Here is a 14,847-nt window from a genome sequence, read left to right as displayed (position 1 = left end):
CGGGTGCTGGACTACGTCACGACGCCGGGATCCCCCGTCAGCACGAAAGCCTCCTTCGCCATCCAGGACGGAGTGCCGGGGCTGGTCGTTGGTTGAGCCGGTCGAAACCCGGGGGTAGGCTCGACAACTGTTTTTTAGCGGAACGTCCGGCCGGGCGCACACCGGCCGGACGTTCCGTCGTGCGGCATGACGGCAGGCGGATGTGCGGTGGGACGGCTAGGGCTGGACAACTTTCACAAGTTCTGACCGGCTTCCTGTCTGCAGGTCCTCGGTAAGGACCAGCGCACCGACCTCGGGGCAGTGATATTTATGCTCCCGGGAATTCTTTTCGAGCGGCGTCCAGTCGTAAACCTTGATGCAGTCGGTGTAGGTGCGGGTTTTCGTGGCGACGGTCTCGCCAGTAGCGACGACGTCCCGCATGTCTTCTGCATGACCAACGTAAAATTCCTGCCTATAGGAATCGCCAACGCGCTGCTCGGCCTTCATCCAGATGCCGGCTTTTGCCCCATCTTTTCCGTGGAGAAAGCTGCCGGCGTGGTCCAGCAACATCCCATTCCAGTAGTTGTTCACGTCCTCGCCGAAGTACCACACGTCACCGTTTTTGTGTTGTGCCAGATAGTCCCGGGTTTCCTCTACGAGCTGCCCGTTCTTGTATTCCTTATCCAGATAGACGACCGTCTCAACGCCCTCTATGGTCTTGGTCTCCTGCAGGATTTCGATTTCAATCCTCTCGGTGACGCTTCCCTGCTCGGTGGTCTCGTAAGTCATCTTTTTGCCGACGGGGAGGGCAAAGTGTTTATTGGTGATTTTGGTGCTGAAATCGGCAGGGTTGACCTGCGGGGTGTACTCCCCGGCCCGGCTCCTTTTGGTGTTTTCGGAGACAAAAAGTGCCGCCCCGCCAACAACAAGCAACAGGACGACGAGAGCAAAGAATATTTTGGTTCGTTGATTCATGACCTTTCCCACTCCTTCTGAGTAGAAATTCCTGCAGGGGGTCAGAGCACCGTTGCTTGCCCATGGCCATACGAGAAAGGTAGTGCAGTCCGTCCTGAACCTGAACCCCCTCGACCAACACTCCGCATGGAGAGGCACCGCCCCGCAGCGTCAGTGAAGGTACGACCTGCCTCAGCGAGCGGGAAACCGCCCCACATTGCCGGACGTGTGGATCTTCGCCGCTTCGCCCGGCAACAGCGCCGCGAAGGCGTGGCCCGGGCCGACGGCCAGTGCGAGACGGCCGGAACGACGACGGCGGACGTACGTCACGCTCGGCGGTGCGGTAGCCGTCGGCTAGCGGCAGCCGCTCCCTTAACCGTGCCGTGCCCCATGGCACACGTTGCGCATTGCACCGCCTTCCGAAGAAGAACGTGGCCGAACGCCTCGCCGAGGACCGCACCATCACCGGCTCCGAACAGGAGATAGCACGAAGGCCTCCTTCGCAATCCAGGACGGCGTGCCGGCCTGGTCGGTGGTTGAGCCTGTCAGTAACCAGCTGAGACGACGGCGGGGCGGTCAGCTCTTCATCTGACCGCCCGCCGCTGTTGTTCAGTCAGCTGTGGCTGGCTTCAGCCGCCAGGCAGGCGAGCTGCTCGAGCAGCACAGGCAGGTGGCACGACGGCTGTTAGGATTCCCGGGCGGTCCGCCTTCCCTACCGATTCGTGGGGCGCAGAATGTATCGGAGACAGTACTCGACGCTCTTCCTGGGGCGCGCGATTCCCGAGACACTGTAGCCTGCGGCGTCGGGCTGATTCGACGCCCTGAACTCCCGCCGGCACGACGGCTAGACGCAGGCGGGCTGGTAGGCCGGGTCCGCTGGGCCGGAGGGCTTGCCGAGTGCATGGGCCACTATCTGGTGTACCACGGGGTCGTTCGGCGTCTGGTCATGTTCGAAGACATCAGCCGGGCACTTGTCCTGGATGGTGATGTTGGTTACCTGCCGTGCCGGTCCGTCAAGGAACTGGCTGTTGTACGGAATGACAACTTCGTCGTAAACCGTGGAGATGACGGTATAGGACGGTCCCGCTACAGTATCGCCGATGGAGTTCAGCTTCTGCATGAAAGCCGATCCCGCCTGCTGGTCGGCGCAGGCAGCACAGCCCAGGCCGGTAAAGTCCGGATCAGGAACGAAGCCCGGCGGCGGGACGATCACGCCTTCTGTGCCGTGGTTGGAGGGGGCGATGCCGATGAGCTGGTGGACGTATTTGGCTCCGCCGAGGAAGCCCATGTAGTAGCGGGGCATCATGCCGCCCTGGCTGTGGCCCACAAGATCCACTTTCCTGGCGCCGGTGGCGGCGCGGACCGCGTCCACGAACGGGGCAAGTTCCTGTGCCGAGTCGGCCACCGGGGCGGTGGCATACACGCCGTTCGTCTCGCCGTAGTTGAGGGCGAAAACGCAGTGCCCGGCGCTCTTGAGGTACGGCGACAGGGTGGACCAGTTCTTCTCCATGCTCTCGAAGGTTCCCGGCACCAGGATGACCGGGTACGGATGCTCGGCGGTCGGTTTGCAGGACCAGTCGTTGGCTCCCGGTGGGGAAACCTCAACGAAGTCCGCTTGGGCGGGAGCCGTAACCAGGGAACCGGCAAGGACGGCGGCCGCGGTGATGGACAGGGTCCTGGAAAGCAGTGACATCGAAACCTCTTTGTTTATGTGTCAACGGGGTGGGGCCGGCCGGTGCTGTGGTTCTTCGTGTCAACCAAGCCTTGGCCGGGGGTTCTCACATGCTAGGCAGACTGAAAGCCTTTGCGGCACAGGCTGCACGAATGTGCGCACGAAAAAGGGCTCCTCAGCGGAGCCCTCTTCCCTCGGCAAACACCTCCGTCCACCTCATTGTTACTGGTGAGTAGCCTTTAGTCCCGCATCGGGATCCCAGACGGACCAAGAGCGCGTGCACAAATGTTCACTGCTGGCGCAGCCAGCCTTCGGCCGTGGCGGGACCGGGGCTTGTGGCGTGGCGTGGTCTATTGGGTAAGGTTCCCGCGACTGCTCTTTGCCAACTGCCGGTGTGGCCCTCCCCCGTACAGGGCCGCCCCGTCGGCGTTTCACGGACCAGAATGCCCGCATTCGCCGTTGAGTTTGAAGTCCGACCATGCCGGGCTCGAGAAGTCCGTGAATTCGTCCGTCGTCGCGAGCAGTGACCGCAGCGTACTCGTATCCGAGTGGCTGCCGTAGCCGGGCGTGACTCCCGGCGGGTCGGCCACGTCGCCCAGCGGATGGCTCTCGAAAGCGGTTCCGCTCGCGCAATCGTATGACTCCACGATCGGATGGATGGTCGCCGAGGCGGAAGGAGCGAATCCCAGCGACCCGGCAAAAACGACAGCGAAAACCGCCAGTGATTTCTTGGTTGTGTTCATTTTCTTTCCCTTAATTTTAGCCCTTTTCGATTCAATGAGGTCATGGTCCGGCGACGAGAATGTCCTCAATGGCTTCCTCGCAGCCCGGCACGTGCGTGCCGGCATGGACCTGCGAGAACCTGCTCACAATTTGGCCCGCATTATCGAAACCAAAGAAAGCGGCAGCCCCTTTGATCTCGTTGATGATGGCGGGAACGGCCCCGGGTCCGTCAGCCACGGCATGGTCCGAGATGCCCAGTCCGGTGCAGGCGGCGTGCGGGTCGGCAATATCGGCTGAGGCAGGGACCGCCCCTGCAAAAAGCACGACAAATACTGCGGCAGCCGCGGCAGCGGAGGTGCGTTTGATGTTCATAAATATCTCCTGGAATAGGGCTTCGGCGAAGCCCCATATCCACGGCGGAGTAGGATATGGAACCCCGCCAGTGAGGCCATTCTCCGCTCGGAGGATGACCCCCGCAAGAGGGCCGGAAAACTCCCCGGTTGGCTCCCGCCAAGGGTCCGCGCCGGTGCCGAAAAATGCCTCCAGGTTGTCCTTGTCCAACAAACGCGTAGCACTTGTTAGGCTGGAACCTCCATCACCACTTAGCGAGGCAAAAAGTGCACCAGGACGCCGTCCGGTTCCTGTCCCAGCCGGTGGCCGCCCAGCCCGGCTCACCCCTCCGCGTGGCGGTGTACTCCCGGATCGCCGAAGCCATCCGCAACAGCCTCCTGACGCCCGGCTCGATGCTCCCCACCGAAACCGAGCTCGGCGCGGACATGAAGGTCAGCCGCACCGTGGTCCGCGAAGCACTCATGCTGCTCGAAGAGGACGGCCTCATCCGGGCCCGCCGCGGCGTCGGACGCTTCGTCTCGGACACCCTCCCCCGCATCGGCATCGAACGGATCCGCCCGTTCGAGGAAGTCCTCGGCGGCCCCGGCCAGCACCTCGAAATCAAACGCATCCAACGCGAGCGGCAGCCCGCCTCCGAATTCGTCGCCCCCGGCGTCGGCGTGGAGCCCGGCGCCGACTGCTGGCTCTGGGAATCCGTCCTGATCCGCGACGGCGAGGCAATCGCCCACCTGCAGGAAAACATCTCCGCCCTGCCCGTGAGCCTGGGCAGCAGTTCCGCCGCCGCGCCGCTGGACATAGACGACGACGGCGGGAGCACCCTGCTTGCCAGCCTGAACAACCGCTTCGGCAAGGTTCTCGGGCCCGGCGAGTGCCAGATCAGCCTCAGCCAGGTGGGGCCCAGCCGCGCCAAGCTCCTCGACCTGAGGGCGCCGGATCCGGTCCTCGTGCTGACGCAGTACGTCAGGCACGCGAACCGGCCCTTCTACCTGGCCAAGTGCCTCATCGCCGCCCGCGCCGGGCACCTATCGGTGATGCAGTCCCTCCAGTCCTGACTCAGACCGCATCCAGGGCTATGGGCAACCGCCGACTGCTTTGCAGGCGTTCACGCGGCCATGTTCCCAGTAGGAGTCTTGGCCGGTAATCTTCTCGGCGGTCAGTTCGACGTTGGCGCGGACTGAGATGTTCGTGGCACCGGGGTGGGAACTCCAGGCCAGCGCGGCAGTGGCGGCGACGACCGCTGAGGACATTGAGGTTCCATTGCCGACGTCGTATCCCAAAGAGCGGTTGTACTGCGCCCTGAGGACGAACTCGTGGTTCGGGAACGTTGAGTAGACGTTGGCCCCCGGCGCTGCGACGTCCACCCAGCTGGCTCCGTAGGTGGAGAACGATGCTTTGTTGTCGAAGTTGTCGGTGGCGCCGACGGCGATGACGTTAGGGTACGCGCCGGGGTAGATCTTGGTCTGGTTGCCGCCGTTGCCTGCGGCCGCAACGAGCACCACACCCTTGCTCCACGCGTTATTGACGGCGGTTTCGAGGGTGCGGGACGCCCGCACCCCGAGGCTCATGTTGATCACCTTGGCGCCGTTGCTGACGGCCCAGTTGATCCCGTCCGCAAGGCCTGAGCTGGATCCGATCCCGCTGTCGTTCAGCACTTTTCCGTCGAGGATGGTGCATGCAGGGCACGTCCCGGCCACGCCCTGGGTGTTGTGGCTGGCGGCAACGATGCCGGCCACGTGGGTACCGTGGCCGTAATTGTCGTCACCAGTTTCCCCGTTGGTGAAGTTGGCCCGTGCAGCAACCTTCGGGTTGATGTCGGGGTTGTCGTTGGCCACACCTGAGTCGAGGACAGCAACCTTGATGCCGCTTCCGGTGGTGAAGGTCCACGCTTCGACGGCGTCCACATCGGCGTCCGCCGTGCCTGCGGCTATTTTTATGTCGCCTTTGGTGTTGGTAAAAGGCTGACCAACATTTTGCAGGGCGTACTGGCTCGGGAAGTACTGGTCGTTTGTAGCGGCGGTAACCACCAGGTCCGGCTCGGCGTACTCCACGGCCGGGTTCCGGCTGAGGGCGTCAATGAGTTGGAGTTCCTTACCGTCCGGCACTGCGATGAGATGGACGCCGGTACTGCCAATCCCCGGGCCGTCGCTGAGGCCATGGCGGCGCAGTACCCCGGCCGCCGACGCATCGTCTCGGAACTTGACCATGATCTGCCCCGCGATCAGCGACGGCTCGGGCACTGCGTTGCCTGGGCCTGCGAAAGTGATGGCGCCGAGCCCCATCATGAGCGCTGCGAGACCGGCGATAACTGTTTTTTTCATGGGGTTATCTTGCTCCAACAGTCACCGGCTGGATAGGGCGGCGCGGCAAATCGCCCTACCTAATCACGCAGGTGCGGGCACCGCGGAGGCAGGTGCGGGTGTCAGTTTCAGAAGTCCGCTGTACTGGATCCCGCGGAAGTGGGGGGCGAGTGCAGAGGACTGTTGACTCGGGTTGTCAGAAGTCCCGTGCACGGTCATCCGAATCTTCAGAAGTCCCGTGCACTAACAGCAGCGGCTACGGAGTTGGAACCTTGGCGGTCTTCGTTGCCGGCCATGAGCTCCCGCTCCATCTGGGCCAGGGAAGCCATAACGTTGAAGAAGAAGCGCCCGGAAGCGGTCGTGGTGTCGATCGCATCGGTGAGGCTGATAAAACCAATGCCGCTGTCGCTTAACCCGGCGGCGAAGTCCAGCAGGTCTTTAACGCTTCGCCCTAGTCGGTCCAGCTTCCGTACGACGAGGGTGTCACCGATGCGTAGTTGGTCCATGGCCTGGGCGAGGCCGGGGCGCGTGGCTTTGGTTCCGCTGATGGTGTCCTAACCGGTCCTGGGTGCCAGGAGGATCTGCACGGCCTCGATCCGTTTGCCCATACCTGTCGTGCCCGCCGTTCCGCCGTCGGCGACCCATGACTGCCAGCCCAAATCTTGCACGTGGGCGCGGTAGTGGATCAAGTAATGGTTCGCCATCTCACCGGTCAGCCTGATTTCAAACGCTTCCAAACGTAGCCCTTGCCCGGTCGTGCCGATGGGATTGGCCGAGGATGTCCACGGCTGCCAGCCGATCGACTCCACATGCCCCCGCCACTCGATGTCCCCGGTATAAGCCGTGCTGGACACGTTGAGGCGCAACGCCTCGACCCGAAGGGCCCGACCCGTGGTCCCGGCGACGGTCCCATCCGAAACGCTCGCCATCCAGCCGAGGTTCTGAACGTGGGTGGCGTACACGGCAGTGAGTGCCGGGGCGACCTTCGGAACCAACTCGATCGTAACGGCCTCCAACCGCAGACCTTGCCCGACGGTGCCGGCCGTGGCTCCGTCGATCCCGTACGGCTGCCAGCCGACGTTCTGCACGTGGGCTCGATACCTGATGCTGTACTGCGAGGCCAGATCCCCCGTCAACCGCAGCTCGAACGCCTCCAGGCGCAGACCGCGCCCGGTTGTTCCGATCGGGGACGCCGACGTCGTCCATGGTTGCCAGCCGATGTTCTGCACATGCCCCCTCCACAGAATGTCGCCCGACAGGCGGTCTCCTGCCACCGACAGGCGCAACGCCTCCATCTGCAGTGACCGGCCGGTCGTTCCTGCGGTGGCGCCGTCCGAGACGCTCGACTGCCAGCCGATCGTCGCGACGTGGGCCTGGTAGACCCCGATGCACGTCATGTCGTAGTCGTAGGTGCCGTCGGTCCATTGCGCGATGTGGACGGTGCCACCGGAGAAGCTGCGATTCACACAGAGGTCGGATGCTTCACTGGCGAAGTCGAGACGCCCTGCCGGTGACCAGACGGGAACGTCGGGAAGCTGCCACGATCCGGTGATGGCCTCCCAACCGCTCAAATAGGAGTAAATCCCGTGCGGGTACCCAGCGTCCGCGAGTGCGGCCAGGAGCCCGGAGATGACGTACCGGTTCTCCTGCCGCTGGGCTGATGTCGAGCTGGGCCAGGGCTGTTGCGGACGGGGCTCGACGTCGACCCAGATTCTCTCCGGTCGCCATCCCACCTCATCGAGAGACGCGAGAGCCGCGCGACCCTCGGCGTACCCGACGTTGCGCAGCCGGTCCGGCCTGGTGCTCGCGGACCAGGGGCCGTCGTCGCCGTAGGTGTCGTATTGCGCGGTGGTGGGGAACGTAGCCATGGCGTAGGCCTGAGCCCGGACGCCGCGGTCGAGCACCCACTGGAACTGCCCGTCCAGGCAGGGGTTCTCGGTGAACGCGAGTCCGTTCGTCAGCCCCACGACCACGAACTCCGTGTCTTCCGGCGGCATCGGAAGACCGCCCGGACACTGTGGCCACGAAACGTCATGTCCGTAGTCGACTGCTCTTGCGGGTGCAGCGAACAGCACGCCGAGTGCGAGCACAAGTAAAACCGCCAGGAGCCGGGGCGTGGATGCCCGGGAGCGGCGGCCAGGTCGAAGAGCACCAAGGCCGGCCATGATGGCCCCCCTATTCGAAGGATGCCCAAATTATCCCACTCGGCCACCTTCGCCGCCAGCTAGGGGAGCAGCAGGCTCTATCCTCGATTCACCGATTCACCGGGGCGGCTCCGCCTCTCCGGCCCACTTCCAGGGCCGCCGCTGAATACCCGTTGAGAGAGAAGACCACGGGTATCTTGCCTTCGATGGAGGCAACCCCGACGATCTGGCGGACGATTCCAGGGGAGACTGCTTCGGCATGATGCTTTACTTCTCCGACGAAATGCTCGCTGTCCACGTCAACCCCACGTCCCGCGTCGCCTGAGAAACTTTGCATCCTGTGGCGCCAAGGTACTCCATCCAAGCCTTCGCAAGGTACTCTGCCTGGCGGGGAGAGCACGCGGCCATCGGCTCAGGCCTAGAAGCGCATCTGTGGCGGCGACTTGGAGCCGGAGGACAATCGGGCCGTATATGGGCCGCCATCGTCGTTCGCCTTCAAGGAGTGCAGACGACTTCTGAGATTCCGTGCAGATGACTCCTGAAAATGACAGCCGCCGTCGTACTTTCAGCAAACGAAAGCAGCGTCTCCACCAGGTGCGGTGCGAAGTCCCCTTCCAGCGAGAGGACCACGCGGCACCGGGCGCCGGGCTGCTCCGGGTAGCCCAGGTACGAGCCGCGCAGGTCGCAGACGGTCTGCCCGCGGCCGGGTCCGTCGGTGGTGTCGACGGCGGCATGCACCACCGGGGCCACCGCAGCTTTGACGCCGCCCACCGCGAGCGCCGCCGCCAGCGGGTCGTGCATGGCGGAGCAGCGCCGGCCGAAGATGCCCTCGTAGAACCGGAAGTAGTAGCCCAGCATCTCCCCCAGCGCCCGCGGCACCGGACCGGCGGCAGCGAGCAGTTCCTGCCGGTGGCTCTCCTCCAGCACGTTGGCCATGGTCACATCCAGCGGAACCAGGGTGACGTCCCAGCCGGCGGCCAGGACCTCGGCGGCGGCCTCGGGGTCGTTGTGGATGTTGGCCTCGGCCACCGGCGAGATGTTGCCCGGAGCCAGTGCGGCGCCGCCCATGATGGTGATCTCGTGCACCAGCGAGGGCAGCTCCGGTTCCAGCCGGAGGGCTTCGGCGATGTTGGTCAGCGGGCCGATGGCCAGCACCCGCAGCGTGCCGGGGTGTTCGTGGGCGAGCCGGACCAGCATCTGGGCGGCGGTCTCCGGCGCCAGCCCGGCAGACGCCGTCGTCAGGAAAACCCCGCCGATGCCGTTGTCCCCGTGGACCCACGGCGCCCCTCCCCCGAACTGCCCGGCCTGGGGATCGTGGGCACCGAGCGCCACGGGGATGTGCGCGTGGCCGGCGAGCTGAAGCAGGTCCAGGGTGTTGCGGGCGCCGACGGCGGCGCTCACGTTGCCGCTGACGGTCCCGATCCCCACGATGTCGGCCGTGGGTGCGGCGAGCAGGTAGGCCAGGGCGAGGGCGTCGTCGATCCCGGTATCGCAGTCCAGGTAGAACGGGAAGGTGTCGGTCATGGCGGTGGTTCTCTTTCGGTAGAGGGGGTTAGACCGTCTCGCCCTTGGGGGCGGCGACGAAGAGGCTGACGATGAACGCGGCGGCCGTGATGGCCACCGAAATCCAGAGGGCGGTGGTGTAGCCGGCGGCGGTGGCCTGGGCGGCGAAGGGCGCCACGAGGACGACGCCGAGGCTCGCCCCGATGCCGAAGGAGGCACCGTTGATGCCGGGCAGGGCAGCCGGGGCTTCCTTGGGTGAGAGCAGCACCGAGAGCCCGTTGATGGCGGTGAGGAAGAAGCCGTTGTAGAAGATGCCCAGGGCAGCGACGGCGATCAGCACCGCGATCTGGTTGTCGGAGAACGTGGCCGCGGCGATGGCGCACGCCAGGCTCAGCCCGGTGCCGGCGCGGAGGGTCTTGATCCAGCCGCGCCGGTCGGCGAGCCAGCCAGCCAGGGGTGCGGCGAAGACGCCAATGAGGGCGGCCGGGGTTAGGAAGAGCAGCGCGGAGACCGAAGCGGTCAGCCCGAAGCCGGCGCCGGCGTCCTGGCTGAGCAGCACTACGGTGAAGTTGATGATGGCGAAGATCCCGGCCAGGGTCAGGACGGTGGTGGCGATGACGGGCCACACCTGGCGGGAGCGCAGGTGGTGCACTGCGATCAGCGGGTGGGTGCGGCGTTTCTCGATCATCCAGAAGGCGGCGAAGGACGCGATGGTGGCAGCGAGCAGGGCCAGGGTGCTGGGCGCGGTCCAGCCCGCGGCGGATCCGCCGGAGACGAAGTAGGTGATGAACACCAGGAACAGCGAGAGCGATCCGGCGCCCCACCAGTCCATGGCACCGCGCACTCCGGCGGGCCGTCCGGCCGGGACGATCCTGATGATGCAGGCCGCGGCGATGGCGGTGAGGACCAGCACGACGACGAAGATGGAGCGGAAGCCCAGGGTCTCGGCCATGAGCCCGCCCACGTAACCGTCCACGCCGCCCACTCCCCCGTTGATGGCGGCGATGATGCCCACGGAGGTGCCGAAGACCTTCGCCTGCAGATTCTCGCTGAGCACGATGTAGGCGAGCGCGAACACGGCGCTGGAGACGCCCTGCAGGAACCGGCCGGTGACGAGCAGGGGCAGGGTGGGGGCGGCGATGCAGAGGATGGTACCGGCGCCCATGATGCCGAGCACCAGGAGCAGGGCGGCGCGGCGGCCGATGAAGTCGCTCCAGCGCCCGATCACGGGCCCGGCGATGGCGCCGGCCAGGAAGAACATGGACTGGACGGGGGCGGCGCTGTCGGCACTCTGGCCGAAGCTGGCGGCGATCTGCGGCAGCGCGGGGGTGACCATGCTGGCGTTGAGCTGGAAGGACAGCACGCCCAGCAGCAGGGTGGAGATCAGCAGGGCGGCGCGGCGGCCGGCGAAGGCGGGCTGTTCCACGCTGACCGGCGGGGAGGCGGCAACAGACGTTGGGGTGTTCACATCAAACTCCTTTGTTCGAGCTGGATCGTCCGGAATGGCGATTCGAGTTGTTATACAACCATGTATGACGCACAAGTACAACCATGCCGTACACTATTTCCTAATCCGGCCGCTTCCGGCTTCCCCTCGAGAGAGACTCCCCATGAGCAATCGACTTCCTGCCGTCACCGTCGTCGGCAGCATCAACCTGGACCTGATCGCCACCGCCGAAAGGCTTCCGACCGCCGGCGAAACCATCGGCGGCGCGGAGCTCTCCGAACAGCCCGGCGGCAAGGGCGCCAACCAGGCCGTAGCAGCTGCACGCCTGGGCGGGAGCGCCCGCATGTTCGGCGCCGTGGGCACCGACGCCCAGGGGCAGCGGATGCTGGACGCGCTGGCGAGTGCCGGCGTCGACACCGCTGACGTGGCCGTCCTGCCGGGGGCGACCGGGACGGCACTGATTGTGGTGGACCGCGACGGCGAGAACCAGATAGTCGTCTGCCCGGGCGCCAACTCCAGCCTCTCCCTGGAGGGTATGGAGTTCGGCCCCGATGAGACGGTGCTGTGCCAGCTGGAGGTGGGCCTGCCCGTGGTGCTGGAGGCCGCCAGGCGGTCCGCCGGGTACTTTGTGCTGAACGCCGCACCGGCGATGGACCTGCCGGCCGAGCTGCTGGAACGCTGCGACCTGGTGATCGTCAACGAGAGCGAGTACGCCCTGATCCCCGCCCTCGCCGCGGCCAAGCTGGTGGCCGTGACGTACGGCAAGGACGGCTCCGCGATGTTCGAGCACGGGCAGAAAGTCGCCGAAGCGCCTTCAGCTTCAGTGACGGTGGCGAACACGGTGGGCGCCGGCGACGCATTCTGCGCCGCCCTGGTCCTGGCCCTGCGACAGGGGCTGGATTACACCCATGCCTTGGCCGTGGCCAACGCTGTGGGAGCGGACGCCGTGGGCCATCCCTCCTCGCAGCCGGATTTGGCACAGCTCGAGGAGTACGTTGCCCGGGTCGCTGGGGCCGGGGTTGTTGGACGGTGAATCTGGTCTTCAGGCAGGCAACGCCCGCCGATCACTCAGAGGTCCGGAGAATCACTCGGGAGGCGTACCTCCATGCGGGGCATTTCACCGCCGATCACCCGTACATGAGCGTGCTTGAGGACGTGGAACACCGGGCGGAGCATGCCGAAGTGTGGGTGGCCGAAGCCTCCGGCGCGGTGGTCGCGGCCGTGACGCTGACCTTCGCAGGCCAGCCGTACAGCGAGATCGCGGTGGACAATGAGCTGGAGTTCCGGATGCTGGCCGTTGATCCTGCGGTTCAGGGCGGCGGGATTGGTCGCGTTGTAGTCCGAAGGGTCATTGAACACGCGCAGTCGCTGCCCGCAATCAGGGCGATCAGCATTACGAGCGCGACGTTTATGGGACGGGCACATGCTCTTTACGAATCCCTGGGTTTCCAGAGGGTTCCGAAGCGCGACTGGTACGTGCCCGGCGAGGACGTCCTTCTCTGGGTGTTCCGCCTGGAGCTGCAACGATAGTTGCCCGCCGCTTGAGCCTGCCGATCAGGGCAATTCCCCCCGGCCCCGCCGTCCGACCGGTCAGGAACCCCAGGACCCTCTCTCACTTCCCGCACGTTTTTGGGCAACCACCTCTCACTTTCTGGGAGGAGCTTGCGTGCGCAAAGTGAGAAAGGGTTTGGGGAAAACGCGCAGGAAGTGAGAGAGCGTTGGAAGGGGCAACTGGGATCCGGAGGTGGTTTCATCGAGCCGCTCCGAATGCGCTGGATGGAGACGGCTGAGGCAGCGGTCCGCGACGACCTTGCGGATGGTGCTGGCCACGAATCCACCCGAAGAACGGGACGATCGGCATTGACTGAAACTTCCCGCTGATTGATGGCCCAGGCGACCTCGTCGGCGACCGCCTCAATGAATTCATGCGGATCCTTCTGTGCCTGGCGACCGGCTCTTGACCGCCACACCGGCCCGGTCCAGCATAGGAAGACACACTGGCGGTCTCCAGAGAGATGGCGGTTGACGATGGCCCGGGGAAATTTCGACGACCGATTCTGGGCAGGGCAATTCCCCAGATGGGCTGGGGCCGCAGCGATGCTCGGCGGCGTGCTGTGCGTCTTGGCCGCATTCCTACACAATCTGGAACCGATCGGCTGCATCGGCTTGGAATGCGAGACAAGAGCCATGCGTACATCAACCGGGTTTGTCCCTTTGGCAGCCTCTGCCGCGTCCCTTCTCATACTGGTTGGCGTTGCCGGTATGACACTCCTTGCACGGCGATCCGGCCAGTACCTCAAGCTTGCGAACGCTGGCCTGATTACGGCCGCAGTTGGGTTCATCCTGCTGTTTACGGGCGCGCTGATCCAGACGGCATTCTTCGCCGGCGACTTCCCAGGGATGCCCTATTTTGTCATCCCCGGGCTGCTGGCTATCACCGCAGGCCTCCTGATGATCGGGGTCTTCATTCTCCGTTCAGGTGTTCTTCCACGATGGCTCGGGATCTTCTTCGTGGTCAGCACTGTCGCTCTGCTGGCAGCCAACGAACAAACACCTGCTGTCCTACTCGCCATACCTTTTGGACTCGCCATGGTGGCGGCCGGCTACTACATGTGGGCAGGGGCGGCAACTATGCAGCCGCCCCTGCCAGAACCTGCTGCATAGCCGAACAAACCTCATCCAAACGAGTCCCCGATCGGTAGGCGACGACGAGATTCGATGCCCGCTGAGGGATCCCCTGTTCAGCCCCGCGTCGTCGCCCCGCCACAGGAGGGCCACGAGCGTACGTCAGCGAGTACCAACTGCTTCGTACGGACGACCCGTCTCATGCGGGCCAGCCATGGGCGATATTGATCCTGGTGGTTCTCCTAATATGCCTTGTTCTGGCCAATACTCACATCCCAGTTGATTCGCAGGGCAGGCCAGTCAGGAAGCCAAGGCCGGCCAAGGTGGTCCGACCTCCAAAGCCCCCGCAGCCAAAACCCGGCGGGCCTTGGTCCCTCCCAAGCCGCCCCCGCCAGCTCCCATCGTCCGCGATCCGTGGGACGAAATGCGGCGTCTGCAGCAACTGCAGCGAAAGTGGCGGGAAGAAGAACACCAGTCGTGGGACGAAGAGTTCAACAGGCTCGCCAAGGAGCTTGAACCCGGCCCCTAAAGTGGAAGCTCGCTTGGGCTGGCGGGAAGCTGTAGATGGTCACGGACGATTTAACTGGACGATGTCGCAACGAGGGTTCGGGGGCCGAAGCCTCAAAATACTCCTGATCCAATCGAGGGTCCGGACGCTAAAATAGACCATGTTGGTCTTCCCAGCCATCGGACTACTGCTCTGGATTGCCTTCCTTCTTGTCGTGCTGGTTCTGGCCAGCATTCTCTGGGCCCTGTCCAGTCTGGCGTTCTGGATTTTGGGCCTGAAGCCCCGGCCCAGTCAGAAGAAAGCTACCAGCGCCAGACGAGACCCGCCCCGGGTCCAACGCCCCGTCCCGGACCCGGCTCCGACCCGGGCAGCATCCCCGGTTCGAGACCGGGCACTGCGGCCCGCACCAGTCCCGGCCTCGCCCGACATCTGGCCCAAATGGACTCCTGCCCACAGACGCTACGTCGATGAGGAGTTGGCCCTTTGGCAGGAGCAGTTCGACGCGCTGAACTCCAGGAAGTAGAAACTGCTCCAAATCGACAGTTTTTGTCACGCAGTTAACCACCCATTCACGCCGCCCTTACAAACTGTCCAACCGGCCTGCCTACGGTCGAAGCCATGGATAACATTTCACGTAGATCCCT

General features: G+C 64.6%; 14 protein-coding genes. 4 read left to right on the top strand and 10 right to left on the bottom strand.

Translation table 11 applies throughout. The annotated features are described in order from the left end of the window. Window positions 1-216: 216 nt before the first annotated feature. The 4 genes from NG701_RS00200 to NG701_RS00185 form a co-directional block, all read right to left on the bottom strand. Window positions 217-954: a hypothetical protein gene (locus tag NG701_RS00200; protein ID WP_252563118.1), complete on the bottom strand. Its 738-nt coding sequence runs from the start codon at window positions 952-954 to the stop codon at window positions 217-219. Window positions 955-1,777: 823 nt separating this feature from the next. Then, a complete protein-coding gene (locus NG701_RS00195; protein WP_252563115.1) occupies window positions 1,778-2,626 on the bottom strand; it encodes an esterase/lipase family protein in 849 nt (282 codons plus the stop codon). 410 nt (window positions 2,627-3,036) lie between these two features. Then, window positions 3,037-3,348 (bottom strand): hypothetical protein, encoded by a 312-nt coding sequence (locus tag NG701_RS00190; RefSeq protein WP_252563112.1) that lies wholly within the window; start codon window positions 3,346-3,348, stop codon window positions 3,037-3,039. A gap of 40 nt (window positions 3,349-3,388) precedes the next feature. Then, the gene (locus tag NG701_RS00185) at window positions 3,389-3,700 is read right to left on the bottom strand and encodes a hypothetical protein (RefSeq protein ID WP_252563109.1); all 312 of its coding nucleotides are present in this window, start codon (window positions 3,698-3,700) and stop codon (window positions 3,389-3,391) included. A 245-nt stretch (window positions 3,701-3,945) separates the two neighbouring features. Here NG701_RS00185 and NG701_RS00180 point away from each other — a divergent pair, with 245 nt between their 5' ends. After that, on the top strand, window positions 3,946-4,731 hold the full coding sequence (locus NG701_RS00180; RefSeq protein ID WP_252563106.1) for a GntR family transcriptional regulator: 786 nt from the start codon (window positions 3,946-3,948) through the stop codon (window positions 4,729-4,731). A gap of 18 nt (window positions 4,732-4,749) precedes the next feature. Here NG701_RS00180 and NG701_RS00175 read toward each other — a convergent pair whose 3' ends face one another. From NG701_RS00175 to NG701_RS00150, 6 genes are all read right to left on the bottom strand, one after another. Next, window positions 4,750-5,997, bottom strand: a complete 1,248-nt coding sequence (locus tag NG701_RS00175; protein ID WP_252563103.1) for a S8 family serine peptidase — start codon at window positions 5,995-5,997, stop codon at window positions 4,750-4,752. 206 nt (window positions 5,998-6,203) lie between these two features. Then, window positions 6,204-6,524: a recombinase family protein gene (locus NG701_RS00170; RefSeq protein ID WP_445260470.1), complete on the bottom strand. Its 321-nt coding sequence runs from the start codon at window positions 6,522-6,524 to the stop codon at window positions 6,204-6,206. 6 nt (window positions 6,525-6,530) lie between these two features. Further along, the gene (locus NG701_RS00165; protein WP_252563097.1) at window positions 6,531-7,973 is read right to left on the bottom strand and encodes a hypothetical protein; all 1,443 of its coding nucleotides are present in this window, start codon (window positions 7,971-7,973) and stop codon (window positions 6,531-6,533) included. A gap of 256 nt (window positions 7,974-8,229) precedes the next feature. After that, window positions 8,230-8,457 carry a hypothetical protein gene (locus NG701_RS00160; RefSeq protein WP_252563094.1) on the bottom strand — a complete coding sequence of 76 codons (228 nt, stop codon included), beginning with the start codon at window positions 8,455-8,457 and terminating at the stop codon, window positions 8,230-8,232. 158 nt (window positions 8,458-8,615) lie between these two features. Then, a complete protein-coding gene (locus NG701_RS00155; RefSeq protein WP_252563091.1) occupies window positions 8,616-9,644 on the bottom strand; it encodes a nucleoside hydrolase in 1,029 nt (342 codons plus the stop codon). Between the two features lie 28 nt (window positions 9,645-9,672). After that, complete coding sequence (locus NG701_RS00150) at window positions 9,673-11,091, bottom strand: MFS transporter (protein WP_252563089.1); 1,419 nt, start codon at window positions 11,089-11,091, stop codon at window positions 9,673-9,675. Between the two features lie 142 nt (window positions 11,092-11,233). Here NG701_RS00150 and NG701_RS00145 point away from each other — a divergent pair, with 142 nt between their 5' ends. From NG701_RS00145 to NG701_RS00135, 3 genes are all read left to right on the top strand, one after another. Then, the gene (locus tag NG701_RS00145; protein ID WP_252563087.1) at window positions 11,234-12,103 is read left to right on the top strand and encodes a ribokinase; all 870 of its coding nucleotides are present in this window, start codon (window positions 11,234-11,236) and stop codon (window positions 12,101-12,103) included. Further along, entirely contained in the window at window positions 12,100-12,600 is a 501-nt protein-coding gene (locus tag NG701_RS00140; protein ID WP_252563086.1) for a GNAT family N-acetyltransferase, read from the top strand. The genes NG701_RS00145 and NG701_RS00140 overlap by 4 nt, the downstream gene beginning before the upstream one ends. 732 nt (window positions 12,601-13,332) lie before the next feature. Beyond that, window positions 13,333-13,734, top strand: a complete 402-nt coding sequence (locus tag NG701_RS00135; RefSeq protein ID WP_252563084.1) for a hypothetical protein — start codon at window positions 13,333-13,335, stop codon at window positions 13,732-13,734. Window positions 13,735-14,847: the final 1,113 nt, after the last annotated feature.

Origin of the sequence: Pseudarthrobacter cellobiosi, from assembly GCF_023913815.1 — a bacterium.
Taxonomy (GTDB): domain Bacteria; phylum Actinomycetota; class Actinomycetes; order Actinomycetales; family Micrococcaceae; genus Arthrobacter; species Arthrobacter cellobiosi.
The sequence above is the reverse complement of the archived record's forward strand: the minus strand, read 5'-3'. Positions and strand labels throughout refer to the sequence as shown.

Coding starts and splice junctions, on each gene's coding strand:
- NG701_RS00165 (WP_252563097.1), bottom strand. CDS start 7,973: ATGCCGCCGGAAGACACGGAGTTCGTGGTCGTGGGGCTGACGAACGGA.
- NG701_RS00195 (WP_252563115.1), bottom strand. CDS start 2,626: ATGTCACTGCTTTCCAGGACCCTGTCCATCACCGCGGCCGCCGTCCTT.
- NG701_RS00200 (WP_252563118.1), bottom strand. CDS start 954: ATGAATCAACGAACCAAAATATTCTTTGCTCTCGTCGTCCTGTTGCTT.
- NG701_RS00155 (WP_252563091.1), bottom strand. CDS start 9,644: ATGACCGACACCTTCCCGTTCTACCTGGACTGCGATACCGGGATCGAC.
- NG701_RS00135 (WP_252563084.1), top strand. CDS start 13,333: ATGACACTCCTTGCACGGCGATCCGGCCAGTACCTCAAGCTTGCGAAC.
- NG701_RS00145 (WP_252563087.1), top strand. CDS start 11,234: ATGAGCAATCGACTTCCTGCCGTCACCGTCGTCGGCAGCATCAACCTG.
- NG701_RS00190 (WP_252563112.1), bottom strand. CDS start 3,348: ATGAACACAACCAAGAAATCACTGGCGGTTTTCGCTGTCGTTTTTGCC.
- NG701_RS00175 (WP_252563103.1), bottom strand. CDS start 5,997: ATGAAAAAAACAGTTATCGCCGGTCTCGCAGCGCTCATGATGGGGCTC.
- NG701_RS00160 (WP_252563094.1), bottom strand. CDS start 8,457: ATGCAAAGTTTCTCAGGCGACGCGGGACGTGGGGTTGACGTGGACAGC.
- NG701_RS00185 (WP_252563109.1), bottom strand. CDS start 3,700: ATGAACATCAAACGCACCTCCGCTGCCGCGGCTGCCGCAGTATTTGTC.